We start from the raw sequence: 26,233 nt of genomic DNA on the forward strand, positions 1-26,233 counted from the left end.
CGGATATTTTTTTTCATAAACCCCGTTTATGCGTTCAGAACTGTTTTTATTTGCTGCAAACCGCGAAGAAATAACAATTTAAGAATATTATATCTAAACAACGTAATTAATTGATTTGAGGCGTAACTTCGGGTGTCTAATTTACAACTAAAATTACCAATTCACGAAACTTTTCAGTGTACTGTTCAAGGCGAAGGTTACTGGACGGGGACTTTAGTTGATTTTATCAGATTGGCCGGTTGCCCTGTGCGGTGTCCTTGGTGTGACACAGGGTACGAAAATGGGGGCAAAGGTTTGCCGTCTGTGCCGCAGTCGATCGCACAATTGCTCGCTCAATTGCAGTCTCCGAGGGTGGTCATTACTGGTGGCGAACCTTTTATACACCGGGATTTGCCTGAGTTAGTTGAAGCTTTGTTAGAAGCTGACAAGCAGGTGAGTATTGAAACTTCGGGTGCTTACTGGCAGGATGTTTCCCCGCAGGCTTGGATTACTCTTTCTCCGAAGGAACACGTCAATCCTAAATATCCGGTGCAAGAGCTTTTCTGGACTAGAGCAAATGAAATTAAGTTGGTGGTTAGCACTGGCGAAGAAGTTGCATTTTATCACAAGCATTTGGAAAATAATGTGAATATTCCGGTTTTCTTGCAGCCAGAATGGAACTCCAAAAATTTATCGATTCCAATTATCTTGGAGTTGCTAAAACAGAATCCTAGTTACAGGTTATCTTTGCAAACTCACAAATTTATTGGCGTGCAATAATTTGATGATTTAGCCAGAGCTATTCGTCAGGTGGGCGGTGCAGAAGGGGGAGTGCCTCGCCCTACAATATGTGGAAATATGTGCTAAAATTAAAGCAGCAATTTATGATAATTTGAACGTAATGGAAACAACTACGGAAACCCTAATGGGAAAAGTGATCGCAACCCTAGTAATTACGAATCGGCTGGATGAAGGGAAAGCAGAAGATAATCTGATTCCCATCGAGCAAGTGAGGTCTGTTACTCTAGAAAATGTTTTGGTGGATACGGGCGCGACAACTTTGTGTTTGCCTAAAGATGTCATCGCCCGACTGGGTTTGAAAATCCTCAAGCAAGTGGTTGTTGAGACTGCAACGGGTATTAGTGAGGCGAGGATTTTTCAAGATGCCAAGATTTCTCTGTGCGGCCGCGAAGGGACTTTTGAGTGTTTGGAATTGCCAGAGGGGAAAACTCCACTTTTAGGGGTGATTCCGATGGAAGCGCTGGGAATTGAAGTGGATTTGAAAAATCAAAGATTGAAGGTTTTGCCCGACGGGCCGACGGAAACTTATTTGACAATTCTTTGATATTCTTGAGTTTGGATGCCAGCTATTCGATCGGCAGCGCTAAGATGGTTAAGCACTGTTTTGCACTACTCTCATGTCCCAACGCGCCGAAACCTCAAACAGCCAGCCAAGTGCATCCCGCAACGGGCATAATGTGACGAATTCTCACTCTCACAACCAAAATACGATTCGGGTTCGCGGTGCGAGACAGCACAACCTGAAAAATATCGATCTGGAACTCCCGCGCGATCGCCTGATCGTTTTTACTGGCGTCTCCGGTTCTGGTAAGTCTTCCCTGGCTTTCGATACAATTTTTGCCGAGGGACAGCGCCGCTACGTCGAGTCTCTCAGCGCCTACGCGCGCCAGTTTTTGGGACAGTTGGACAAACCGGATGTGGACGCGATCGAAGGCTTGAGTCCGGCTATTTCGATCGACCAAAAGTCAACTTCTCACAACCCGCGATCGACTGTTGGCACTGTTACAGAAATTTACGATTATCTCAGATTACTCTACGGCAGAGCCGGCGAACCGCACTGTCCGATTTGCGATCGCTGCATTGCGCCGCAGACAATTGATGAAATGTGCGATCGAGTCATGGCACTTCCCGACGGCACTCGCTTTCACCTTCTGGCACCAGTTGTGCGCGGAAAAAAAGGCACTCACCGCAAATTATTGTCGAGTTTAGCTGCGGAAGGATTTATCCGCGTCAAAGTTAACGGAGAAATTTTAGAACTTTCGGAAAATATCGAATTAGATAAAAATCATACGCACAATATCGAGATAGTTGTCGATCGGTTAATTAAAAAACCCGGTTTAGAAGAACGTTTAGTTGATTCTCTGGCAACTTGTTTGCGCCATTCTGAGGGAATTGCGATAGTTGAAGAGTTACCGAGTGATGAAAATTCCGAACCACAGGGGCCGATCGTATTTTCCGAAAACTTTGCTTGTCCCGAACACGGCGCAGTAATGGAAGAACTTTCACCCAGGTTATTTTCTTTTAATTCGCCCTACGGCGCGTGTCCGAACTGCCACGGTTTGGGGAGTTTGCGGACTTTTGCGCCGGAGTTGGTAGTTCCCGATGAGAAAGCACCTCTTTATTGTGCGATCGCGCCTTGGTCAGACAAAGACAATTCCTATTATCTCTCTTTGCTTTGCAGTATTGCTGATACTTGCGGGTTTGATATCGACACTCCTTGGTATCGATTAAAGCCCGAACACCAGCGGGTAATTTTGTACGGCAATGAACAAAAGCGCAGCGGAGAAAGTAAAAAGCGCGACGGCAACACTGATTTTAGGAGAGATTTTAATGGCGTAATTTCCATGTTGCAGCGCCAGTACGACGATACTGGTTCTGATTTGATTAAGCAGAAGCTGGAACAATATCGGGTCGATCGCTCTTGCGAGGTTTGTCACGGCAAACGCTTGAAACCCGAGGCGCTTTCGGTGCGGTTGGGACAGTACGGTATTGTAGATTTAACCAGTATTTCTATTCGCGAATGTCGCGAACGAGTCAATAATTTGGGATTGAGCGATCGGCAATTCCAAATATCCGATTTAGCCCTGAGAGAAATCAAAGCAAGGCTGCAATTTTTGCTCGATGTCGGGTTAGATTACCTGACTTTAGACCGCGCCGCAATGACGCTTTCTGGCGGAGAAGCCCAGCGAATTCGGCTGGCGACTCAAATCGGTTCTGGTTTGACAGGAGTGCTCTACGTTTTGGATGAACCCAGCATCGGACTGCACCAAAGAGACAACTTTCGCCTGCTGCAAACCTTAACAAAATTGCGCGATTTAGGCAATACTTTGATTGTCGTAGAACACGATGAAGAGACCATGCGAGCGGCAGACCATATTGTCGATATCGGGCCCGGTGCTGGCGTGCATGGCGGCAAAATCATCTCGGAAGGAAGTTTAGAAAATTTGCTAAGGGCAGAGGAATCTTTGACTGGTGCTTATTTGTCGGGAAAACGAGTAATTGAAACCCCTAATGAAAGGAGAAAAGGCAACGGCAAAGCTCTCTCAATCATCAATGCGACGCGCAACAATTTAAAAAATATCGATGTGGAAATTCCCCTCGGAAAACTCGTCTGCGTGACAGGCGTTTCCGGTTCGGGAAAATCAACTTTAATCAATGAATTGCTGTACCCGTCGCTGCAACATTATATCACAAAAAAAGTGCCTTTACCGCCCGATATGGACGCCCTCAAAACTAAAGGGGAACGCTCTCTCGATGATGTGGTTGATAAGGTAATTGTTATCGATCAATCTCCCATCGGCCGCACTCCGCGCTCTAATCCCGCTACTTACACGGGAGTCTTTGATGTGATTCGGGATTTGTTTGCCGAAAGCATTGAAGCGAAGGCAAGAGGTTACAAAGCGGGGCAGTTTTCTTTTAACGTCAAAGGAGGAAGGTGCGAAGCTTGCGGCGGCCAAGGCGTGAACGTGATTTCGATGAATTTTCTGCCCGATGTTTACGTGCAGTGTGAGGTTTGCAAAGGTGCGCGCTATAACCGGGAAACCCTGCAAGTGAAGTACAAAGGCAAGTCGATTTCTGATGTTTTGAACATGACTGTGGAGGAATCTTTGGAAATGTTTAAAAATATTCCCAGGGCGGGCGCTAGACTGCAAACTTTGGTTGATGTTGGTTTGGGTTACATTCAGTTGGGACAGCCGGCGCCGACGCTTTCTGGGGGCGAAGCGCAGCGGGTAAAATTGGCAACGGAACTGTCGCGCCGCGCTACTGGGAAGACGCTTTATTTGATTGATGAACCGACGACTGGTTTGTCGTTTTATGATGTTCACCATTTGTTAAATGTGCTGCAAAGATTGGTGGATAAGGGGAATTCAATTTTGGTAATCGAACACAATTTAGATGTGATTCGGTGCTGCGATTGGGCGATCGATTTAGGGCCTGAAGGGGGAGATAAGGGCGGCGAAATTATTGTGGCGGGGACGCCGGAGGAGGTGGCGGCAAATCCTCGTTCTTATACTGGGAAGTATTTGCAAGCGGTTTTGCAGCAGCATCCTTTGGGGGAGGCTGTAGCCGTTAGTTAATTCTCACTAAAGCACCTAACCTTCGATGAAGGGAAATGCTGATGGGGAGTAAGAAAGATGTAGGCGATCGCCCTCCACCCCAAAACGCTGCGATCGCAACCCCCATAATCGAAAATCAAGGTAAAATCCAAAATTGCGTTAAGAGGCGATAATGGAACCTCTGAGCTACCGCCCCTGAGCTACCTATGGTGGAACTATGAATGCAGTCGAAATCGAAGAAGCAGTTTCCAGGCTCGCTGAAGCGCCCTTTGACTCGGAAGAGTTCCCCTTTGCCTTCCTCGAAGCCTTTGGTAACAAGCCGACGACTCTCAAGCGGCTCAAAAGCAAAAGCGGTGGCTCCAACCAATCGGATCTCGGTGGCGTGCTCCAGCGTAACAATATTCATGTGAAGGTTTGCCCGGAAGGCGAGGTGACAAACACCCTCACGGCGTTGCGGGATAGTGCGGCGACGGCTCGGTATAAGGTTAAGTTTATCCTGGCCACCGATGGCAAAAGTTTTGAGGCGGAAAACCTCGCTGATGGGGAGATAGTCGCTTGCGATTACCCGGACTTTCACAACCATTTCGGTTTTTTCCTGCCCTTGGCGGGCATTACGACAGTCAAGCAGATCCGGGAGAATGCCTTTGATATCAAGGCTACGGGGCGTCTGAACCGCCTGTATGTCGAGCTGCTGAAGGAGAACCCGGAGTGGGACAAGGCCGATCGCCGGGAAGCGTTAAATCACTTCATGGCGCGACTAATCTTCTGTTTCTTTGCGGAAGATACTAATATCTTTCACAGCAATGCCCTCTTCACTGCCACGATCGAACAAATGAGTGCGAGTGATTCGTCGAATACGCACGAGGTGCTGTCGGAGATGTTTCGGGCGATGTGTACGCCGCTTAAGGATCGGGAGGCGGCGAAGATTCGCAATTGGGCTGATAGATTCCCCTATGTGAATGGAGGGCTGTTTTCGGGTGGGGTGGCGGTGCCGCGTTTTAGCAAGATTGCCCGATCGTACTTACTTCATGTTGGCAATCTGGACTGGACAAAGATTAATCCCGATATTTTCGGGTCGATGATTCAGGCGGTGGCGGATGATGAAGAGCGGGGTGCGTTGGGGATGCACTATACGAGTGTGCCGAATATCCTCAAAGTATTGAATCCGCTGTTTTTGGATGATTTGCGGGAGCAATTGGAGGCAGCGGGGGAGAATGCCCGCAAGCTGCTGAATTTGCGGCAACGGATGGCGCGAATTCGGGTTTTCGATCCGGCTTGTGGATCGGGGAATTTTCTGGTGATTGCGTATAAGAAAATGCGCGAGATTGAGTGGGAGATTAATCGTCTTCGGGGTGAGCCCGATCGCAAGTCTGAGATTCCGCTGACGAATTTTCGGGGAATTGAATTGCGTCACTTTTCCTGTGAGATTGCGCGGTTGGCGTTGATTATTGCGGAGTATCAATGTGATGTGATGTATCGAGGGCCAAAGCTGGCGCTGGCGGAGTTTTTGCCACTGAAGGATGATAACTGGATTACCTGTGGGAATGCGTTGCGGTTGGATTGGTTGAGTCTTTGTCCGCCGACGGGGGCGGGGGTGAAGGTGCAGCGCGAGGATTTGGATTTGTTTGGCGAGATGCGGGAAGTAGCGGAGATTGATTTTGAGAACGAGGGCGGAGAAACTTATATTTGCGGGAATCCGCCTTATCTTGGTAGCAAATGGCAATCTGATGAACAAAAGTCCGACTTGTCCAAAATTTTTGATGGGAGAGTGGAGGGTTGGAAGTCTCTAGATTACGTTGCTGGCTGGTTTATGAAAGCAGCAGATTTTGGTTCTCAAACAATTGCTGCATCAGCATTTGTGTCAACTAATTCAATTATTCAAGGAAAACAAGTTCCGATTTTGTGGCAACCAATCTTGGAGATGGATCATAAAATTACGTTCGCTTATACGTCTTTCAAATGGGCTAACTTAGCCAGCCACAATGCAGGTGTCACCGTTGTTATTGTGGGCATCAGCAGGCAGTATGGAACTTCCCGACTTTTATACTCTATTTCGGAGGAGCATAAAACAATTGTTAAGGATGTCGGAAATATTAATCCGTATCTGATACCCGGCTCCGATGTCATAGTTTACCCGTCGTCGAAAAGCCTATCGGGGCTTCCAGAGATGTCCCGTGGAAACTCACCCACTGATGGCAGCCATCTTATTTTGGAATATGACGAATTGGAAACCCTTAACCTAAGCCAGGAATCACGAAGCTTATTTATTAAGAGATTTGTCGGTTCCCAAGAACTTATTTCAGGGAGTTCTCGCTACTGCATTTGGATTGAGGACGATCAGGTTGAAGTTGCGCGGAGAGAAGATTCGATAGCAGCAAGGATAGCGCGAGTGCAGAGCTTCCGAAAGGAGAGCAAGAGGGCTGCGACAGTAAAAGCTGCTAACTGGCCCCATCGCTTTGATGAACGCAAACCTATCCCCCGATCACCTGTTATTTGTATTCCAGTAATCAGCTCAGAAAACCGACCGTATCTTCCAGTAGGAGTATTGCCATCTGGGACAGTTGTATCCAACAAAGCCTTCACGATGAATGGTAATGATTTGTGGCCATTTTCAATCATTTGCTCACGCCTTAATTTGGCATGGGTGGCAACGGTTTGTGCAAGAATGCGGACAGACTTCTCCTATACAAACACCCTCGGCTGGAACACCTTCCCTGTCCCCACCCTCACCGACCAAAACAAAGCCGACCTCACCCGCTGCGCCGAAGATATCCTGCTAGCGCGAGAGCACTATTTCCCCGCCACGATCGCCGATATGTACGATCGCGATCGTATGGATACCGAATTCCCTTTGGTTAGGGAAGCGCACGATCGTAATGACGAAATCCTGGAACGAATCTACATCGGTCGCCGCTTCAAAAACGACACCGAACGCCTGGAAAAACTGTTTGAATTGTACACCAAAATGACCACCCAGCAAACGCCCCAAAAAAAGTCTGCCAAACGTAAAATCTAGCCATCAAAACCGACAAAGAACAATATGGTTACTCTTGAAAATCTAGAGCAATGGTTGCTCGCTCCCGCTGAAACAGAGAGGCTTGAATTTAAGGAAGCTAAACAGCAATATGACACAACAAAACTTTTGCGTTACTGCATAGCTTTAGCCAATGAGGGTGGTGGTCATCTCGTCTTCGGTGTCACCAATAAACCGCCTCGAAATGTAGTCGGGACGCAAGCGTTTCCATCTGCAACTTCTCTTAATGATATTAAAGCTTTAATAGTTGAGAAGCTGAGATTTCGGGTAGAAGTTACAGAGTTAAACCATTCCAATGGTCGGGTATTAGTTTTTGAAATACCCACCCGTCCCGTAGGGCAAGCATTCACGTTTGAGGGTGCATATTTAATGCGGGCGGGTGAAGATTTGGTGCCAATGACACCGGATATGCTCAAACGCATTTTTGCGGAAGATCAACAGGACTGGTTTTCCCAATGCGCTCGATCGGATGCCAGCCCTGATGATATCATTGCGCTCCTCGATACCCAAACATACTTTGAGCTGCTAGACATACCCTACCCAACCAGTCGCGATGCGGTCTTGGAACGATTGCAGAGTCAAGATTTAATCAAACAAACCTCTCAAGGTTGGACAATCACAAATCTCGCTGCTATTCTTCTGGCGAAAAAGCTGGATGCCTTCTCCTCTGCCTTAGCTCGTAAAGCCCCCCGTGTCGTTATTTATGAGGGGATAAACAAGCTCCAAACCCGCGACGATAAGACAGACAATCGTGGCTATGCAGTTGGCTTTGAAGGCTTAGTCGATTTCGTCCATTCAGCAGCACCGCAAAATCGATTCATTGAAGAAGTCATGCGGGAAGAAATTAAGATGTTCCCAAAACAGGCACTCAGAGAGTTGATTGCTAATGCTCTAGTGCATCAGGAGTTTCTAGCCACAGGCGCTTCAGTGATGATCGAGATGTATAACGATCGGATTGAAATTTCTAATCCCGGCATCCCACCCATTCAAGTAGAACGCTTTATTGACGAATATCGTTCGCGCAATGAGCAACTTGCCGACCTCATGCGTCGTTTTGGCATTTGCGAAGAAAAGGGTAGTGGTATTGACAAAGTAGTGAGTGCGGCAGAGGTCTTTCAACTACCTGCGCCAGATTTTCGGGTCGGGGAGACACGCACAATATCCATCCTATTCGCTTACCAAGATTTTTCTGACATGAGTAAATCCGATCGAATTCGAGCCTGCTATCAGCATTGCTGCCTGCTATACGTCAGCAACCGACAGATGTCGAACCAGACCCTACGAGAGCGCTTTGGGTTTGACGAGTCAAAGAATGTCTTGGTCTCTCAAGTGATTGGTGCTACCAAGGAAGCGGGGTTAATCAAAGCAGATGACTCTGCTTCTACCTCGACTCGCTATGCTCGTTACCTCCCTTTTTGGGCCTGAAAGTGCTTAAACGCAAATCCACATAACGAAGATCCAAAGCTTAAAACCCTGATGAATCAAGGATTTAAGTGCTTAAAAGCAAATGGGAGTCACCCTGAAACCATGCCCCCCAACCTCCGCGCAGACCACGCTACTCCAAAGAAGTCGCTGCACGATCGCATCTACCTCGATCGCCGCTTCAAAAACGACACCGAACGCCTGGAAAAACTGTTTGAATTGTACACAAAAATGACCAGTCAGCAGGCATCATCGAAAAAATCTGCCAAACCTAAAGGAGGTAAATGAGGAGAAGTGCGATGGCTGCGCCCCGGCTTGCGCCTACGAGCTACCAAAATGACCCGTTAAATACAAAATGTTAAAATCAGACTAGCCTCTTATAGCCAAACGAGCCAATGCTAACCCTAGACCAACTCATTTCAGAAGCAACTGCATTACCAGATGCAGCCAAGGCTATCCTCATTGACAAAATTGTGGAGAGCATGGAAAGACAAATCGATCGAGATATTTTATTAGAAGGCGTGCAGAAAGCTCAAGAACGCATTGCCGAAATTGATAGCGGCGCAGTTCAAACCATTCCCGGAGATATTGCCTTAGCCCAAATACGGCAACTTGCACAGCAATGAAATATGAATTTCACCCAGTAGCCCTGCAAGAATATGCAGAGGCTGTGCAATCTAGACTTGAAGGGTTTTACGAATATCGTCGATTTAACTAACTGGCTTCAGCAAAAGAATTAAAAATTCTCAACTATCTCATAATCAAGCCGACCATATTCCCGCCTAGACTGAATGAAGCGAATTCTTGAGAACATACTAAGTAAATAAGTACATGGACATTAATGCATCTATCATTGACCAACGTTTAGCATCAGTCGTTAACGATATTCGTCAAAAGTCCGCCGAAGAATTGCACATCCAAGATGAAGGTAAAATCAAGTCCCTCGCATTTGTATACCTATGTGTTAGAACCATCTTGGATTTAGAAGATGACGACGCTTTCGAGTGCCTGACCGAAGGATCTGGTGACTTTGGCGTAGATGCCATGCACATTTCCGAAGAGTATGATGGTGAATTTACAGTTAGCTTGTTTCAAGCAAAATACAAAAACAAGCTAGCAGGAGATTCTAACTTTCCCCAAGAAGGCATTGAAAGTTTAATCAACGCAATTCAATACTTATTTAATCCAGCAGCTAGACTAGAACATATTAATCAACGACTGCTCGCAAAAGTCGAAGAAGCTCGTAGTTTGATTCGGGATGGTTACATCCCACAGGTTCGGGCATTAGCCTGTAACAATGGCCTAAATTGGAATGCGTCTGCACAGGAAGCTATTGAACGCACTGGCTTCGGCAGTCAAGTTACGTGGGAGCATATTAATCACGAACGCTTGGTCAAAATTCTGCAAGCTTCCAAACCCGTAAAAGATTCTTTGCAACTAAGTGGCAAGGCGATCGTTGAAGATATGGAATTTAGCCGAGTATTAGTTGGCAGAATTTCCGTCACCGAAATCGCAGCACTAATTGAACGACATGGTGAACGATTATTAGAGCGGAATATTCGTCGTTACTTAGGCTTGCAAGGTAATCGCGTCAATGAGGCTATTAGAAACACTTTAACCAGCGATGAGAAGAACAATTTCTACTTTTACAATAATGGGATAACCCTAACTTGTGAAAACTTTTCGTACAACGCTTTGCAAGATGGTAATTATCAGGTGCGTGTCGAAAATTTACAAATTATCAATGGAGGCCAAACCTGTCTGACCATATTCAAAACTTTGCGTGACAACAATTTGCTTCATGAAAATGCCCAAGCTTATGTTCTGCTTCGACTTTATCAATTACCTCATGAAAACGAAAGTTTAGTTCAAAGAATCACTTATGCTACTAATAGTCAAAATCCAGTAGATCTTAAAGATTTACGCGCTAATGACGAACTCCAGCAAAGACTGGAAATAGATATTCAGCAATTAGGATTCAATTACCGCCGGAAGCGTTCTGATTCTAGTACCCGTCCGATAGATATTACTTCAGGAGTAGCTGCTGAAGCCATACTATCTGTTTGGCGAGAAAAGCCTCATCAAGCAAAATTCTTCTCGCGCGAGCATTTCGGAAAACTTTATGACGCAATCTTCACCGACCAATTGAGCGGATCGCAAGTTGTAATTGCCGTTCAGCTTTACAGAATTGCAGAAAATCGTCGCAAAAGACCAAATCCTGCCGATCCAGATGTTGTTCGCTATGCTTCATGCTTTATTGCCATGCAGATGGGACGCAAGCTTCTTGCTGATTTGAATATTCAGATGAAAGACATTAGCCATCAGAATTTTCAATCGGCACAGCATCTGATTGAACAAAATAGCGAAGCCTATTTCGATGCCTCAGTACAGGATATTCAACGTGCGCTGCAAGATCTTTATGGCGAACAAGAGATTTCCTTACAGCAGCTATCTGCAACCTTTCGGCGTGGCGATTTAATCAGTAGACTTTGACTTACCAAAATGAATGTCCGATAAGTGCTACCGAACAGCCTGTCAATCGCAAAACCAAAGTTTACCACCCATGAGCAAACCGATCGCGATTCCCTCAGTTTCCGTCACCTACGCCCAGGATGGCACCTCCACCCGCCCCAACGCCCTCGGTATGCGCCCCATGCAAGAACGCGCCTACCAAAAGCGCGGCGAACAATACCTCCTGATCAAATCGCCTCCCGCCTCCGGCAAAAGTCGGGCATTGATGTTCATCGCCTTGGACAAACTAGAGAACCAGAACCTCAAACAAGCCATCATCGTAGTACCAGAAAAGGCGATCGGCTCCAGCTTCCACGATGAGCCGCTGAGTCAGTTTGGCTTTTGGGCCGATTGGCAAGTTGAGCCGAAGTGGAATCTCTGCGACGCACCGGGAAACGACGGCGGCAAAGTGGGCGCGGTGCAGAAGTTTCTAGCCAGCAATGCCAAGATTCTGGTCTGCACTCACGCCACATTCCGCTTTGCCGTGGACAAATTCGGTATCGAAATCTTAGACGATCGCCTAATCGCCATAGACGAATTTCATCATGTTTCGTCCAACCCAGACAACAAGCTGGGCGATCGTGTGCGCCAACTCATGGCCCGCGACAAAACCCACATCATAGCCATGACCGGCTCCTACTTTCGTGGCGATGCCGAAGCTGTGTTGCACCCCGAAGACGAATCCCGATTCGATACCGTCACCTACACCTACTACGAACAGCTCAACGGCTACCAATACCTGAAGCAACTCGACATCGGCTACTACTTCTACGCGGGTAGCTACACCGACGAAATCGTGCAGGTGCTAAACCCCAAAGAGAAAACCATCCTGCACATTCCCAACGTCAACTCCCGCGAAAGTACGAAGGACAAGATCCGCGAGGTGGAGCACATCATCGAGGAACTGGGCGAATGGCAAGGCACCGATCCCAACACGGGATTTCAACTCGTCAAAACCGCCGACGGCACGATCCTCAAAATCGCCGATCTCGTAGACGACGACCCCACCAAACGGGATAAAGTCGCCACCGCCCTAAAAGACCCCACCCAGAAGAACAATCGCGATCGTGTGGACATCATCATCGCCCTCGGCATGGCGAAAGAGGGCTTCGATTGGATCTGGTGCGAGCACGCCCTGACGATCGGCTACCGCTCCAGTTTGACAGAGATTATTCAGATTATCGGTCGCGCCACCCGCGATGCACCAGGGAAAACCCGCGCTCGGTTCACCAACCTGATTGCCGAGCCGGATGCCGCCGAATCTGCCGTCACCGAGGCAGTGAACGACACGCTCAAAGCCATTGCGGCCAGCCTACTGATGGAGCAGGTGCTCGCGCCGCGCTTCGAGTTCAAACCCAAGCGCCCCGACAATCAACCAACACCGGGTTTCGACTACGGGGAAGATGGTTACAATCCTGGCAAGTGCAACGTAGGCATCAATCCAGAGAGAGGCCTGATTCAAATGGAAATTAAGGGATTAGCCGAACCCAAGAGCCCGGAAGCCGAACGCATCTGCCGCGAAGACTTGACCGAACTGGTGACGGCTTTTGTCCAAGATAAGCCAACGATCGAGCGCGGCCTATTTGATGAAGAACTGGTGCCGGAAGAACTCACCCAAGTTCGCATGGGCAAAATCGTCAAAGAGAAGTTCCCAAATCTAGAAGCGGAAGATCGAGAAGCCGTCCGCCAACACGCGATCGCCGCCCTAACCCTCGTCCAACAAGCTAAAAAAACCATGAACGAAAGTGGTGGGCAGTACGCCACAAATCCTGGTGGTGGGGAAGCAGCGAAAAACACCTCACTCCTCGATGGGGTGAGGAAGTTCGCCCTATCGGTAACAGACCTCGATATGGATCTGATCGATCGCATCAATCCCTTTGGCGAAGCCTATGCCATTCTGGCTAAGTCCATGAGCGAAGAACGGCTGAAGCAGGTGGCAGAAGTCATTGCGGCTAAGCGAGTAACCCTTAGCGTGGAAGAAGCGCGGGAATTAGCCAAACGGGCGCTGCGGTTCAAGCAAGAAAAAGGCAGGTTGCCCTCTCTCACAGCAGTCGATCCCTGGGAAAAACGGATGGCAGAAGGAGTTGCCTTCCTGCAACGCAAAGTGAAGGAGGAAACTAATGCCTAAGTACACCACCGATGATGATTTGGAATTGCTCGGTGAATTGGGCATGGACATGACCCCCGAACCCTCCGGCCAGCGTTCTGCCAGAGAAGAGCGGATCGTCGCAGGCTTTGAGGAGATCGAGCGGTTTGTGGAAGAATATGGCAGACTGCCCCAGCATGGGGAAGATCGCGATATCTTCGAGCGGCTTTATGCAGTACGGCTCGATCGCCTGCGAGAATCGGAGGAATGTCGTGCAGTCTTGGAACCCCTAGACTCACGCAGACTGTTAGATGCTGAGACTGATGCCAGCCCGATCACAGAAAGCAATCTGACAGATGAAGCACTGCTGGCCTCCCTGGGAGTCGATGCAGCCTCAGAGAACGACGTTACCCAGCTTACTCATGTGCGATCGCGCAGCGAAATCAAAGCAGCCGAGGAAATCGCCCAACGTACTCCCTGTCAGGACTTTGATGAATTCAAACCCATCTTTGACAAAGTGCAACGGCAATTGCAGTCGGGGGAACGGCAAACCATCAAATATCAAGACTATGCAGCCGTCAAGGAAGGTGATTTGTTCATCCTTGATGGGCAGAAGGTGATGGTGGTCGATATGGGTGAGCCGTTTGTCAGCGACTATGGTCGATCGGACTGCCGGTTGAGGGTGGTTTATGACAATGCCACCGAGAGCGATTTGCTGTTGCGATCGCTCCAGCGTGCTTTAAATAAAGACAAGGCCAGCCGCCGCATCACCACCCCAGATTTCGGCCCCCTATTTTCTCACATTGAAGCAGCAGACGACTTACCAACTGGGTACATTTACGTGCTCAGGAGCCAATCGGATCACCCCTTCATTGCGGAGAATCGGTCTATTATTCACAAGATCGGCGTCACCGGAGGAGACGTAAAAAGCCGAATTGCCAACGCCAAGAAAGACCCCACCTATCTACTAGCAGATGTGGAAATCGTCGCAAAATTCAAACTGGCAAATATGAACCGGAAGCGACTTGAGGCACTCCTTCAGAAGTTCTTCGCCAGTGCTCGATTGGATTTGGAATTACAGGATCGCTTCGGTATACCAGTGCAGCCAAGGGAGTGGTTCCTCGTTCCACTAGAAGTCATTGAGGAGGCGATCGAAAAAATCAAGGAAGGAACCCTCGATCAATTCCGGTACGATCGGGAAACAGCAAGTCTCACGCGATCGTAATGCTATCTAAGGGGAATACGTCCAATTAGAACCCAAACTAAAAATGGCAAAGGATCTCTTCCACAACAGGGTCAAAATCGCCCTACAAAAAGATGGCTGGAAGATTACCCACGATCCCTACCAGTTACGCTATGGTGTTGCTGATGTCTACATCGATCTTGCAGCCGAAGAAGCGATCGCCGCTGAAAAAGAAGGACGTAAAATAGCTGTAGAAGTCAAAAGTTTCGTAGGTGGCTCCACCATTTCTGAATTCCACACTGCCCTCGGTCAATTCCTCAACTATCGCGTTGCCCTCGAAGTCTCTAGCGAACCCGAACGTATACTCTATCTGGCAGTGCCCACCGATACCTACCAAATGTTTCTCAGGTTTGAACCCGCAAAAACTGTCATCGAACGTTATGAAATTCGACTAATTGTTTATAATCCAACTCGTGAGGCGATCGACCAATGGATAGACTAAACGAATACCGCAAAATTGTTTGTGACTTTCTCGAAGACTTTTCTAAAAATGACGCAAATGCTCAGCTAATATTCGATTTCGCCCGCGATCGATACCTCGTTATGCACAACGAATGGCGCGACGAATATCGCATCTATGGGTGTGCCATGCAGCTTGATATCATCGAAAATCAAATCTGGATTCAACACAACAGTACCGAAATCTACATCGATCGAGAACTGATTCAACGCGGCGTGTCTCCTCAAGATATCATTCTTGGGTTTCGCTCCCCCAGCATCCGAAAACTCCTTGCCACCAACTATTCCTAGAGACCAAGGTTTGGAACAGTTAGATGGATAAGTAGTTAGACAGAATTAATTACACAAAATAGAATCTGAAATTCTCTTCCCGTAAGCTTTGCAACATTATATATGTGTAAATATTTCTGTCTCGGTTTTCGCATATATATTTTATGCTCGATACCCCAACTGTCACCAAGCAGAATCTGGGATTAAATATTAACTATCTTGAATTGTGGGAGACATTGCCATATTTTGTGCTTGTTGCTGCATGAATTCAATGTCCGATCGCGACCAAGTGCGGGGCCCGCTGCACTGATGAGCAATTAACAGCCCCCACAGTCCTTTGTTTGTTAAAATTGGCACGACTAAATTGGCGCGAACTTTCAGGCTAAGCAGAAAATCTCGGTGACATGGGTTAATTGGTTCTACTTCAATATCTGCAATTGCTTTAACTCTGCCCGCTTCGTACAAAGCAGCGTATTCGCCGCTAAAACATTCGTCTGGCCCCGTTGAACCCAAGATTGAGAGTTCGATCGCACTTAACATCTCGTAAGTCACTCGACCTTGCCACTGTTTGTAAAAATGATAAAGCACCGCGCGATCGCTCTGCAAAACTTCTCGAATGTCGTAGAGGGATTTTTCAACTAATACATCGCGCTTTAGACGATCTGTCAAGCGGTTAACAATGTTTTGCAGGCGATCGCCCGACATAGTATTAACTCCTTTAGTTCCTAGTACACTCGCCCGATCTTAATTATTGAACTGGCGCTATCAACAAAACTCAATTTCTTGCGCTTCGAGATTTTCGCGCGCTCTAAAATGAGTAATTTTTGGCTTAACAGTTGTCTGGATGCCAGCAACATTATACTATTATTTTGACAGAGATAGCAATCTTTTTGGGAAACGGGCAATGGCGTCGGGCCCCGCAAGCTACGGCTTTTTTTCGCGAAGAACCACCGATGGGACGCCTGTTCCACAAATGAAGAGAAAAGGAAGAGTTTACAAGTGCTGTGAGAATGGCTAGATATGCCTAAAGTTGGTTCCTCTTAAAGAGAGGAACTGGTAAGCTATCTCGATAGCTAGAGGAAGCATCAAATATGTCTGTGCTAGAAGCTGCTTGGAAACACGAATTTATCCCTACGAACGGCATCAAACTGCACTATGTCACTCAAGGTTCTGGGCCGCTGATGCTGATGCTGCACGGATTTCCTGAATTTTGGTATTCTTGGCGGCATCAAATCCCAGAATTTGCATCAGATTATAAAGTTGTCGCTGTGGATCTCAGAGGTTACAACGACAGCGACAAACCTCACGATCGATCTGCTTACGTGATGGCAGAGTTTGTGCAAGATGTCAAGGGCATTATTCAGGGTTTGGGATACGAAAGTTGCGTCTTAGGAATGAGAATTAAATAACTTCCACAATAACAATTAAAATTGTAAGTTATTTAATTCGCGATCCTTAGTTGGTCACGACTGGGGAGGTGCGATCGCCTGGAATTTTGCTTATGCTTATCCCGAAATGGTGGATAAATTAATTGTGATGAATCTACCGCATCCGGCCAAGTTTGCTGAAGGGTTACGCACTCCCCAACAATTGCTGAAAAGTTGGTACATCTTTTTATTTCAGTTGCCAGTTTTGCCGGAGTTGTTAATTCAGTGGGACGACTATCAAGCAATTTCGGCTGCTTTGGAAGGTATGGCAGTTGACAAAAGCACCTTTAGTCCCTCAGATATCGAAGCTTACAAAGATGCCGCTGCCAAACGGGGCGCTCTGACTGCTACTATCAATTATTACCGCAATATTGCTCGCGGATTTCTCGATCGCCAGAATTGGAGCGTGCTGGAAGTTCCGACGCTGATGATTTGGGGAGAAAAAGATGCGGCCCTCGGCAAAGAGTTAACCTATGGAACCGCAGATTACGTGCGGGATTTTCAGATTCATTACATTCCTAATTGCAGCCACTGGGTGCAGCAGGAACAGCCGCAGTTAGTGAATCGGTACATGAGAGATTTTTTGGCAAGCAAAGCTGTTTGAGCTGATATTTGGCACTATTTTCTCCGGCCGCACTTTTTTGTAATTTCTAGTGTTGGAGGCGCTCTGACGATCGTAAACCGGGTTTTTTACCGAGATTGAAAATCTTAATTAAGTATTTTCGTAAAAAACCCGGTAACAAGTGAGTCTCGACGTTCACCGACTGCTGATTCCCTCCGTCGTGCGCCCGCTCATTTCCCAGGGCTGAATGCGGTAAATTGCGATGGTCTCCGCACGCCCTTGCGAGTCAATCCAGGTGCGATTGATGGCGGGCGAAAGTTTGGGGTTGTGTTCTTTGACCAATTCCATCGCGCGATCGATGTCTTCCTGCTGCGTAAGGCGTTCTGCTCGCCCGTTCACGACAACGCTGCGCCAGTGTTCCATATCGCGGACTTCTTCCACTTGCAAGCAGACTTCTGGATTGCCGTCGATATACTTCGTTTTCATCCCGACTGTTGTGAAAATGTATATGTCCGAATCTTGGAGATAATAGTGCATTGGCACAACGTAGGGAAGCCCTTCAAATACACAGCCGAGGTGTCCGTGTCCTACTTGCTGCAAAAGTTCTTGTATTTCTTTTGAACTCATTTCATCAATATCTAACATTTTTATGCTCCTTTAAGACTTACTCTAGAGAAATCCATCGATGTTTTAGGTTGCTTCACGAGTGGGGCTTTGGGTCTAATTATTGCATTTTTGATGCGCCTGTTTTGTGGCTATAAACAAGTATAGAAGTTCTCCGAGCATAACCTAGGTTGGTCACCAATATCATCTACCTTTAGACCGATATATTTTTTGTGGGGAAAATTGTAGGATTTGGGAAATAAACCCTCGGCAATTGCTGAGGGTTTAATGTTTTTATTAAATGGCGATCGTCTAATTAATTAATAAAAGCGTTTTTTCCTAACGGGACTTAAACAAATTTTCAGCCCAGATCAAGCCCAAACTCACTTTATCTGCAGCTTGGGCGTCCATGTTTTGTTGTTACCCGCGAACAAAAGGCGATCGTCCCTTGGAATGCTCTGACCTATCTTTTTTAACACAAGTCGATCAAATATGAGGCCTGGCTGGGTTTCCGGCGGCGTTGTCACCCCGCCAGATATTTAACGCAATTTATATGGTTAATTGTTATACCCAAATATTTTACTGTGGTTGTTCGAGGTGAACCTTCACTTTTGACTGCTACCTGTGCTATTTTACTTTATGTGTTAATTCGGGAAATTGGTATAGTTAATGCTTTTTTATTACAATAGCTAACAAACTCGATCGCCCGTTAAGTTAGATTAGCGATGGGTATATTTACCTCGAACAGAAAATAACCTAAATTAGTAGTTAATAATCACGTGTTATCAAAAACTAGAATTCTGATTTTTTTTCTAGGTGTTTTAATTGCCATCAGCCTAGGGTTGTTCATCGGAATGACAACTTTTGCTCAAAACATCGAAACAATTAAAATTTCCGGCACTGCTGCGGGTGTCAGCACTCGCTACATCGGTGCAGTCGAAGGCAATATCAATTTCGACATCAAAGATTTGCAAGATTTGGGAATTAATACCTACCGCATTTACGGGGGTATGTCTCGATGGGAAGCTGAAGACGACGATGGTAAATACGGTTGGCCATCTATTGACGAAATTAAGACAAATCCCAATATAATTAATTGGGCACATTGGGATCAGATGATGACTAATCCGCCCCAGGGTAGCGATTATTGGTGGTCGGGACGACCAGGTAGGGTTTGGCAAGGCAATGCCAGGACTATTTTTAATAGTCTCAAACAAGCAAATATTCGCCCGGTTGTGAGTATTCGTAATGTTGATAATAACTGGAATCCCAGTTGGGCACTGCAACTGAATCCGCCGCGCACAGGAGAAGATTGGAACGAGTGGTGGGAACACGTTTTTGCTACGGTTTATTGGCTGAATGTTCGCAATGATTACCGCGTTGATGATTGGGAAATTCACAACGAACCGGACAATCGCGATCAGGGTTGGGGCGGGACTAGGGCTGACTATTTTGAATTGGTTAAGGTGGCAAAAGATGCGATCGACTTTGTTTATAAAACTTATTTGCCTTCGCGCACTTACCGCATCCACGGCCCGAAAACCATAGGCGGCAGCAATTGGCCGGCTAGTGCTTTGCAGGAAATACCGAATTATTTCGATACAGTCAATGTCCACAACTACGATGCAGATATTTCTAGCTACACCCGCAAAGTGCGCGGCTGGATGAACGGTACTGTCCGCGCTAACTCGCAGCTTTGGGTAGGAGAATGGGGAACTTACAACATGAGCTACGGTGATTTATCTTTAGCTTTAAATTTGATTAAGAATTTGATTCGAGGTTCTCAACCGGGGGATAATTATATTGACGGCAGTCACATATTCTGTTTGTACGACTGGGGCAAGCCCGCAGGGGCGGAAGGTTTGCTAGGGGACGGGGGAAAACGGCGCGCAGGCTACTATGCTTTACGGATGGGAATTAGGGCTTTGCAGGGCGGGAAAGCTACCTTTTTTCCTATCACTAATAGTTCGGATTTAATGGCAGTTGCAACTCTTGATGCTAGCAAGAATGTTTACTTGCTGGTTGTCAATGACCGAGCAACATCTTACACTGTTAATGCTGATATTTCGGAGCTGATAAAAACTGGTAATGGCACGGTGCGGGAGTTCAGTTCTAAAACAATGGATGAGGTTGTTGGTAGCTTAAGGCTCAAGGGTGGCAATGCGAGTTTTACACTGGCAGGGAACAGCGCTATTCTCATCAAGTTCGATCGCCAGAATTGAAGCTCAAATCCTCTGGGCCATAATTGGGATAAGATAGAATTAGTTATGCTCAAAATTATTTATTTTCTGCCTGCTTGGCCTTGGAACCCTGGAACCCTCGAACCCTCGAACCCCCAATTGCACAGTTGCAATACCTAAATGTCATGTTGTGATTCCCCTCCTGTCGCTGGTAAATTGGTAGGGTGCAGGTATCTGGCCTCAAACAGAATGTGAGCGAGAGTTCCGTTGAGGGGCAGAAAGTAGGGTGCAGTCTAGACAATCGCAGAAATTCTTGCTCGTAAACCCGCAGCAGTTAGGCTAGGCGAGGAATTACCCGCCCGCCTTCATGTCCGCCCTCTGGCAGATAGCATTGGTTCTGGAAGTCAGAAGCCGTCAATTATCAGGATATGGCACGGAATTAATTTTAAATGCCAAGATGCTGGAAGTATGGGTGAGTTGAATCGTACAGAAACTTTGAGCGCGCTTGGAAATCTCGCGGGTAAAGCCTCTCAATCAACCTGCTGCTCGCGATCGGCTTTTTCCAACAAATATCACTTTTATGCCCCCTGATGTTTATTCCCTCCCTCAGTCAGGTCATCAACCGCAATCCCCTCACCGTCACCCCTGAGACGCCCGTAGAAAAGGCGATCGAGCTGATGAGTAGCACAGGAGCCAGTTACGTCCTCGTGGTAGAACCGCGCGGGAATTATCAACTCGGAAATCCCACGAACGGGACTTCCCCACAATCGCGGGAACAGTCGGGTTTCTACAACGGTGTACCGCGTGCGCTACACGCAGGAGGCAACGGGCGGCCTCTCAACGGCTCAAAAGCTCCCTATCCTAGCAGCCAGACAGTGCTGGGGATTTTTACAGCGCGAGATATCGTACAGCTAAATTCGATCGGCGCTGCTTTGAGGGGATTTGCGATCGAGCAAATCATGATCAGAACCGTAACTGTAGCCAGAGAATCGGAAATTCCCGACTTTTTTGCCTTAGCAAATCTGCTGGAGAAAAATCAGATCAGCCATTTGCCAGTCGTCAGCGAGGCTGAAGAACTTGTCGGTTTAATTAGCTCTCAAAGCTTGGTGCAAATGTTGCAGGGAATTGGGGAATCGACACCAAAAGCAATTAGCAGCGCTTCGCTACCTGCGGCTTTCGCGTTCCCTCCGCCGCTACCAATTGTGCATCATAAATTAGAGCTGCCCGCAAGTTTAATTAAACTTTATCAAATCCCTCAAATAGCAGCCTCACGAATAATTCACGCTCCTTCTAATTCTTCGGTTCGCTACTTGGCGCAACTGATGTTTAGACACAATGTTAGTTATGTATTAATCACTGAAACCCCCGATCAACACTCGACTGGTGCTGCTCACAATTCCAAATTTACAAATCCCAACATTCACAAACTGGTTGGGGTGGTAAGTTCGCGGGATATCGTGCAGTTGCAGGCGCTGGGAAGAGACTCTAACAAAATTAAAGCGGGAGCAATTTGCAGCAGTTCGCCGCCACTGGTGCGATCGCACTCTAGCCTCGAAGCAGCCGTGGCGCTGCTGCAAAAACACTACTGCCAGTTGCCTTTATTAGTCATCAACGAAACAAATCACCCGATCGGGATTATTAATCCTAAAACTATCCTTTTACAAGCGCTGGATTCCAAATCTCTGCATTCTGGCTTAATTGCTTTGCAGCGCCAGCTAGAATCTAGCAACGCTCAATACAAAAAACTCTCAGCAGAAATACAGCGGACAGCAGCAAATAGCCACGAGATGGCTGAAATTTCTTACCACAGTTTCGTAGAGCGGCCAAATCTCCCCCCTGCAGTCAACAATCAGGGGATTTGGGACTGGAATCTCGAAACAGATGAGTTTTTTTATTCGGCGCGGTGGCAAGAAATGCTGGGCTACCAAGAAGGGGAAATCTCGAATCGCCGATCGGAATGGTGGAGTCGCATCCACCGAGATGATATTGACTCGGTAAAGGCAGCTTTAGAAGAACACTTCGCCCAAAAGACACCGGATTTTGCAGCCGAATATCGGATGTACTGTAAAGACGGCAGCACTGTCTGGGTGCTGAACCGGGGTCAAGTTTTACGCAGCGCTACTGGCAAACCGCTGCGGGTAGTAGGAACTCATACAGATATTACTCTAAACAAGCAGTTTGAAGTCAAAAACCGCGAGCACGATCGAGAACAATTCCATCTATTTGACTCTTTGAAAGCAACAGTAATTTTCCACATAGATGCGGCGGGGGTTTGGAAATTCCTCAACCGCGCTTGGACGGAAATTACTAATTATGCGGTTTCCGAAAGTTTGCAAACTAATTTTTTAGAGTGGGTGCATCCAGATGAGCGCGAGCAATGTGCAAATTTATTGGAGTCTTTGCTGTCCGGGAAGTCGGAATTTGAACGGCGAGAACTGCGATTTAAGTCCAAGTCGGTTTCGGAAAAAAACTCCTTGGGAATTCACAGTAATTCCGGCTTTGTTTCCGTAGAATTATTTGCCCAAGTCCGCCGGAATTCGCAAGGCGAAATAGCGGGAATTTTCGGGACTTTGCACGATGTCTGCAACCGCCTCGAAGGAGTTGAGGAACTGCGGGAAAGTGAGCGGGCAATTCGATCGCTCTACGAGGTAATGGTGAGCTCGGAAGGCTCTTTTGACGATCGAACGATCCGGTTGCTGGCGATGGGCTGTAGTCAGTTTGGGATGGATATCGGGCTGTTGGGCAGGGTTTTGGGCGATCGCTACGAAGTGATTTCGGCTTATGTACCGGAAGATTTTCCCTTTGGATTTGCTAAAGGAGACGGTTTTGCTTTGAGCAGAACCTTTGAGCGAGAGGTTTTGCGATCGAGCGAACCTATTTCTGTCGAATCAGCCGGCACTACTCAGTGGCGCAACCACCCCGCTTACAGCGTCCGCAAGTTGGAGGCTTTTGTGGGGACGAGGGTAATAGTGCAAGGGCGAATTTATGGCACTTTGAGCTTTACTTCTCGCACCACTAAATCTCCTTTTAAACCGCTGAATTTTGAAATTTTAAAGTTGATGGGCAATTACATCGGCGCAGAAATTGCCCGCGAAGAGCGAGAGCGAACTTTGCAACGTCAGTACCAGCGCGTTTTACTACTCAAACAAATTACTCAAAAAGTGCGATCGACTTTAGACACTCAAGAAATTTTTCAAACTACCGCCACCCAAATCGGCCGCGTATTTGGTGTCAATCGCTGTACAATTCACACCTATCTTTCGGAACCTTATCCCCACCTTCCTTGCGTCGCGGAATACTTAGAACCCGGTCACGAATCGGCTTTAGATTTAGAACTTTCTGTCACTTATAACCCCTACACAGAAAAACTTCTCGCTGAAGATATAGCCCTGGCATCTCCCGATGTGTTTGCCGATCCTTTGCTGGAATCTTCGGGGCCGATGTGCCGCCGCATCGGATTAAAATCTATGTTGGCTGTTCGCACTTCCTATCAAGGAGAACCGAATGGAATTATTACTTTGCACCAGTGCGATGCAACTCGCCAGTGGAATCCAGACGAAATTGAACTGTTAGAAGATGTTGCCGCTCAAGTTGGCATTACCTTAGCTCAAGCACAACTTTTAGAAACCGAAGTTCAGCGACAGCGACAGTTAGCAGAGCAAAATGAAGCTTTGGATCAAGCACGACAAGCGGCGGAAGTTGCTAATAGAGCTAAGAGCGAATTTTTAGCAACGATGAGTCACGAAATCCGCACTCCGATGAATGCGGTCATCGGGATGACGGGCTTGCTGCTGGATATGGAACTAACTCCAGAACAGCGGGATTTTGTGGAGACAATTCGTACCAGCGGCGATGCTTTGCTGACTATTATTAACGATATTCTCGACTTTTCCAAGATTGAATCTGGAAAATTGGATTTGGAACGCAGCCCCTTCGAGCTGCAAAACTGTATAGAAGAATCTCTAGAATTACTGGCTCCTAGAGCCTCAGAAAAAGGTTTAGAGTTGGCTTATTTTATTGATGATTCTGTGCCAAAAAACATTTTAGGAGATGTCACGAGACTGCGCCAAATTTTGGTAAATTTGCTGGGCAATGCAGTTAAGTTTACAGAATCTGGAGAAATTGTGGTGTGCTGTACGGCTAGGCAAATTGAACCGGTAGCTGCTAAGAGTTCGCCGGAAAAAATTAATATTCTAGATCCACAACCGCTAGCAATTAACCAGGGAGAGTTGGCACGTAGCAAACAATACGAGATTCAATTTGCTGTCCAAGATACGGGAATTGGTATTCCGCCAGACCGGATGGATCGCCTGTTTAAAGCTTTTTCGCAGGTGGATGCTTCGACAACACGACATTACGGCGGGACGGGTTTGGGACTGGCTATCAGCCAGCGTTTGAGCGATATGATGGGCGGTACAATGTGGGTTGTCAGCCAGGTTGATCCCCGAAGTTCTAAGTCTCAACCGGGAGTTTCTGCCGGACAAAGTATCGCTGGAAGGTCGCCAGAAGAATTTACTCCGCCCTTGATATCGGGTTCGGGTTCGATTTTTTATTTCACGGTGACTGCTGAAGCGAATGACATCCGGGCTGAGGAAAAAAGACCGGAATTTGCCGCTGGTAAGCGCTTGTTAATTGTTGAGCATCATGCCATTAACCGGCAAGTTTTGATCCGGCAGGCAGAGTCTTGGGGAATGATACCCGTGGCTGTAACTTCGGGTGCTGAGGCTTTGGAAATCATCAAAGGAAACTCGCCGCTCGATTTAGCTATTTTGGCGATGAATCTACCAGATATGGACGGTGTGGCTTTGGCTGTGGAGATTCGGAAATTTGAGCAGAGCAATTTGTCTGGCGACGACGGCTTAAATCCGAATGTCATCGTTAAAAACCCTCGCAAAATAGCACTACCTTTGGTACTGTTTACTTATTTAAGTAAGGCGGAAGTTTGGAAAAAACTTGAAACTACAGAAGTACATTTTTCGGCTTTTTTAACTAAGCCTTTAAAACAGTCCCAGTTTTATAATGTGTTGCTGCAAGTTTTTGGATATGTTACTGGCAGAAGCGGCAGGGGAGAAGTTTCAAATGTGGTGACTTTGACTTCGGGATTGAAGTATTTTGAAAATTCTCAAGAACAACACCGCGCGCAGCGGACGCCTGCTGTTTTGAGGCAGGTTGCGACGAATTCTGCCGGACAGGATGGAGCTAATTCTAGTCAGATTCGGATCTTGCTGGCGGAGGACAATGTGGTGAATCAAAAAGTGGCTACGCATTTACTCGACAGGATAGGATATCGGGCTGATATTGCGGCTAATGGGTTGGAGGTTTTGGAGGCGCTGAAGCGGCAATCTTACGATGTTGTGCTGATGGATGTGCAGATGCCGAATATGGATGGGTTGGAAGCGACGCGCCGCATTTGTCAGGAATGGCCTGCTAACAAGAAGCCGAGAATTATTGCGATGACTGCTAATGCGATGCAGGGCGATCGCGAAAAGTGTCTGGAAGCAGGTATGGACGATTATATTACTAAGCCGGTACGCCGGGAAGAGTTGGCGATCGCCTTGAGCAAGTGCTCACCTCTGATTCGGGATGAATTGGATGCGGTAACAGAGGAAAACAATCAAGATATTTCTGATGACATTGACAGTGATGCTGCGGCATCTTCGAGCGTTCAACCGGGAGCCGATTCGCCGATTGATTTTCATATTTTGCAAAATCTCCGCGAGCTAGACGATGATGAAGATCCGGATTTTTTGGGGGAGCTGATCAAGATATATTTGGTAGACGCACCGCAACATTTAGAAACTATTAAGGAGGCTATTTTTCTCGGCGATGCTGATAGTTTGAAGCTGGCTTCTCACACGCTGAAGTCGAGCAGCGCCAATTTAGGAGCGGTGTCTTTTTCTGCTGTTTGCAAGGAGTTGGAATATATGGGTCGCTTGGCGGTTGAGTCGGGAGGGGAACAGGTTTTTGATGTGAGTACGGCGCGCGATCGCCTGTTGGAAGCCCAAGCGGAGTGGGAAAAGGTGCGGGCGGCTTTTGAGACGGAATTGGAAACGGGGAAGTTGCGATCGCAAATAGGGTAATTTGTTATTTTTTATTTGT

The 26,233-nt window shown here is 47.1% G+C and carries 18 protein-coding genes; 16 read left to right on the top strand and 2 right to left on the bottom strand.

Features of this window, described 5'->3' with window-relative positions:
- The first annotated feature begins 132 nt into the window (after nt 1-132).
- The 12 genes from QUA88_RS04460 (at nt 133) to QUA88_RS04515 (ending at nt 15,383) form a co-directional block, all read left to right on the top strand.
- Nucleotides 133-759: a 7-carboxy-7-deazaguanine synthase QueE gene (locus QUA88_RS04460; RefSeq protein ID WP_333270447.1), complete on the top strand. Its 627-nt coding sequence runs from the start codon at nt 133-135 to the stop codon at nt 757-759.
- A 121-nt stretch (nt 760-880) separates the two neighbouring features.
- Entirely contained in the window at nt 881-1,324 is a 444-nt protein-coding gene (locus QUA88_RS04465; protein ID WP_333270567.1) for a retroviral-like aspartic protease family protein, read from the top strand.
- 73 nt (nt 1,325-1,397) lie between these two features.
- On the top strand, nt 1,398-4,358 hold the full coding sequence (gene uvrA / locus QUA88_RS04470) for an excinuclease ABC subunit UvrA (protein ID WP_333270450.1): 2,961 nt from the start codon (nt 1,398-1,400) through the stop codon (nt 4,356-4,358).
- A 196-nt stretch (nt 4,359-4,554) separates the two neighbouring features.
- Entirely contained in the window at nt 4,555-7,353 is a 2,799-nt protein-coding gene (locus tag QUA88_RS04475; protein ID WP_333270453.1) for a DNA methyltransferase, read from the top strand.
- Nucleotides 7,354-7,377: 24 nt separating this feature from the next.
- Nucleotides 7,378-8,796, top strand: coding sequence for an ATP-binding protein (locus tag QUA88_RS04480; protein WP_333234015.1), 1,419 nt, complete (start codon nt 7,378-7,380; stop codon nt 8,794-8,796).
- Between the two features lie 51 nt (nt 8,797-8,847).
- The gene (locus QUA88_RS04485) at nt 8,848-9,081 is read left to right on the top strand and encodes a type IIL restriction-modification enzyme MmeI (protein WP_333270456.1); all 234 of its coding nucleotides are present in this window, start codon (nt 8,848-8,850) and stop codon (nt 9,079-9,081) included.
- Between the two features lie 107 nt (nt 9,082-9,188).
- A complete protein-coding gene (locus QUA88_RS04490; RefSeq protein WP_333053276.1) occupies nt 9,189-9,419 on the top strand; it encodes an addiction module protein in 231 nt (76 codons plus the stop codon).
- A 205-nt stretch (nt 9,420-9,624) separates the two neighbouring features.
- Nucleotides 9,625-11,286, top strand: coding sequence for an AIPR family protein (locus QUA88_RS04495; RefSeq protein ID WP_333107679.1), 1,662 nt, complete (start codon nt 9,625-9,627; stop codon nt 11,284-11,286).
- A 70-nt stretch (nt 11,287-11,356) separates the two neighbouring features.
- Nucleotides 11,357-13,432 (top strand): DEAD/DEAH box helicase, encoded by a 2,076-nt coding sequence (locus QUA88_RS04500; protein WP_333208337.1) that lies wholly within the window; start codon nt 11,357-11,359, stop codon nt 13,430-13,432.
- Nucleotides 13,425-14,615, top strand: a complete 1,191-nt coding sequence (locus tag QUA88_RS04505; protein ID WP_333208336.1) for a GIY-YIG nuclease family protein — start codon at nt 13,425-13,427, stop codon at nt 14,613-14,615. The genes QUA88_RS04500 and QUA88_RS04505 overlap by 8 nt, the downstream gene beginning before the upstream one ends.
- 43 nt (nt 14,616-14,658) lie before the next feature.
- On the top strand, nt 14,659-15,075 hold the full coding sequence (locus QUA88_RS04510; RefSeq protein ID WP_333262887.1) for a XisH family protein: 417 nt from the start codon (nt 14,659-14,661) through the stop codon (nt 15,073-15,075).
- Nucleotides 15,063-15,383, top strand: a complete 321-nt coding sequence (locus tag QUA88_RS04515; protein WP_333053271.1) for a XisI protein — start codon at nt 15,063-15,065, stop codon at nt 15,381-15,383. Before QUA88_RS04510 ends, QUA88_RS04515 begins: the two co-directional genes overlap by 13 nt.
- A gap of 189 nt (nt 15,384-15,572) precedes the next feature.
- Here the strand turns inward: QUA88_RS04515 and QUA88_RS04520 are convergent, their stop codons facing one another.
- Nucleotides 15,573-16,067: a GAF domain-containing protein gene (locus tag QUA88_RS04520; protein ID WP_333053270.1), complete on the bottom strand. Its 495-nt coding sequence runs from the start codon at nt 16,065-16,067 to the stop codon at nt 15,573-15,575.
- A gap of 386 nt (nt 16,068-16,453) precedes the next feature.
- Here QUA88_RS04520 and QUA88_RS04525 point away from each other — a divergent pair, with 386 nt between their 5' ends.
- Together QUA88_RS04525 and QUA88_RS04530 are read left to right on the top strand one after the other, a co-directional pair.
- A complete protein-coding gene (locus QUA88_RS04525; protein ID WP_333270462.1) occupies nt 16,454-16,771 on the top strand; it encodes an alpha/beta fold hydrolase in 318 nt (105 codons plus the stop codon).
- 106 nt (nt 16,772-16,877) lie between these two features.
- Nucleotides 16,878-17,393: a hypothetical protein gene (locus QUA88_RS04530; RefSeq protein WP_333208332.1), complete on the top strand. Its 516-nt coding sequence runs from the start codon at nt 16,878-16,880 to the stop codon at nt 17,391-17,393.
- 153 nt (nt 17,394-17,546) lie between these two features.
- Here the strand turns inward: QUA88_RS04530 and QUA88_RS04535 are convergent, their stop codons facing one another.
- Complete coding sequence (locus tag QUA88_RS04535) at nt 17,547-17,996, bottom strand: pyridoxamine 5'-phosphate oxidase family protein (RefSeq protein WP_333262890.1); 450 nt, start codon at nt 17,994-17,996, stop codon at nt 17,547-17,549.
- 812 nt (nt 17,997-18,808) lie between these two features.
- On the opposite strand from QUA88_RS04535, the gene QUA88_RS04540 reads away from it, so the two are divergent.
- Nucleotides 18,809-20,176 (top strand): hypothetical protein, encoded by a 1,368-nt coding sequence (locus QUA88_RS04540; RefSeq protein ID WP_333208330.1) that lies wholly within the window; start codon nt 18,809-18,811, stop codon nt 20,174-20,176.
- Nucleotides 20,177-20,724: 548 nt separating this feature from the next.
- Nucleotides 20,725-26,214, top strand: coding sequence for a response regulator (locus QUA88_RS04545; RefSeq protein ID WP_333270466.1), 5,490 nt, complete (start codon nt 20,725-20,727; stop codon nt 26,212-26,214).
- Nucleotides 26,215-26,233: the final 19 nt, after the last annotated feature.

This window comes from Microcoleus sp. D3_18_C2 (assembly GCF_036702395.1).
Classification (GTDB): Bacteria; Cyanobacteriota; Cyanobacteriia; order Cyanobacteriales; family Microcoleaceae; genus Microcoleus.

What these genes read in the sequence shown, in the direction of transcription:
- QUA88_RS04495 (WP_333107679.1), top strand. Translation starts at nt 9,625, where the DNA reads ATGGACATTAATGCATCTATCATTGACCAACGTTTAGCATCAGTCGTT.
- QUA88_RS04510 (WP_333262887.1), top strand. Translation starts at nt 14,659, where the DNA reads ATGGCAAAGGATCTCTTCCACAACAGGGTCAAAATCGCCCTACAAAAA.
- QUA88_RS04485 (WP_333270456.1), top strand. Translation starts at nt 8,848, where the DNA reads ATGAATCAAGGATTTAAGTGCTTAAAAGCAAATGGGAGTCACCCTGAA.
- QUA88_RS04505 (WP_333208336.1), top strand. Translation starts at nt 13,425, where the DNA reads ATGCCTAAGTACACCACCGATGATGATTTGGAATTGCTCGGTGAATTG.
- QUA88_RS04545 (WP_333270466.1), top strand. Translation starts at nt 20,725, where the DNA reads ATGTTTATTCCCTCCCTCAGTCAGGTCATCAACCGCAATCCCCTCACC.
- QUA88_RS04475 (WP_333270453.1), top strand. Translation starts at nt 4,555, where the DNA reads ATGAATGCAGTCGAAATCGAAGAAGCAGTTTCCAGGCTCGCTGAAGCG.
- QUA88_RS04465 (WP_333270567.1), top strand. Translation starts at nt 881, where the DNA reads ATGGAAACAACTACGGAAACCCTAATGGGAAAAGTGATCGCAACCCTA.
- QUA88_RS04500 (WP_333208337.1), top strand. Translation starts at nt 11,357, where the DNA reads ATGAGCAAACCGATCGCGATTCCCTCAGTTTCCGTCACCTACGCCCAG.
- QUA88_RS04480 (WP_333234015.1), top strand. Translation starts at nt 7,378, where the DNA reads ATGGTTACTCTTGAAAATCTAGAGCAATGGTTGCTCGCTCCCGCTGAA.
- QUA88_RS04515 (WP_333053271.1), top strand. Translation starts at nt 15,063, where the DNA reads ATGGATAGACTAAACGAATACCGCAAAATTGTTTGTGACTTTCTCGAA.
- QUA88_RS04535 (WP_333262890.1), bottom strand. Translation starts at nt 17,996, where the DNA reads ATGTTAGATATTGATGAAATGAGTTCAAAAGAAATACAAGAACTTTTG.
- QUA88_RS04520 (WP_333053270.1), bottom strand. Translation starts at nt 16,067, where the DNA reads ATGTCGGGCGATCGCCTGCAAAACATTGTTAACCGCTTGACAGATCGT.
- QUA88_RS04490 (WP_333053276.1), top strand. Translation starts at nt 9,189, where the DNA reads ATGCTAACCCTAGACCAACTCATTTCAGAAGCAACTGCATTACCAGAT.
- uvrA (WP_333270450.1), top strand. Translation starts at nt 1,398, where the DNA reads ATGTCCCAACGCGCCGAAACCTCAAACAGCCAGCCAAGTGCATCCCGC.
- QUA88_RS04525 (WP_333270462.1), top strand. Translation starts at nt 16,454, where the DNA reads ATGTCTGTGCTAGAAGCTGCTTGGAAACACGAATTTATCCCTACGAAC.
- QUA88_RS04530 (WP_333208332.1), top strand. Translation starts at nt 16,878, where the DNA reads ATGGTGGATAAATTAATTGTGATGAATCTACCGCATCCGGCCAAGTTT.
- QUA88_RS04540 (WP_333208330.1), top strand. Translation starts at nt 18,809, where the DNA reads ATGACAACTTTTGCTCAAAACATCGAAACAATTAAAATTTCCGGCACT.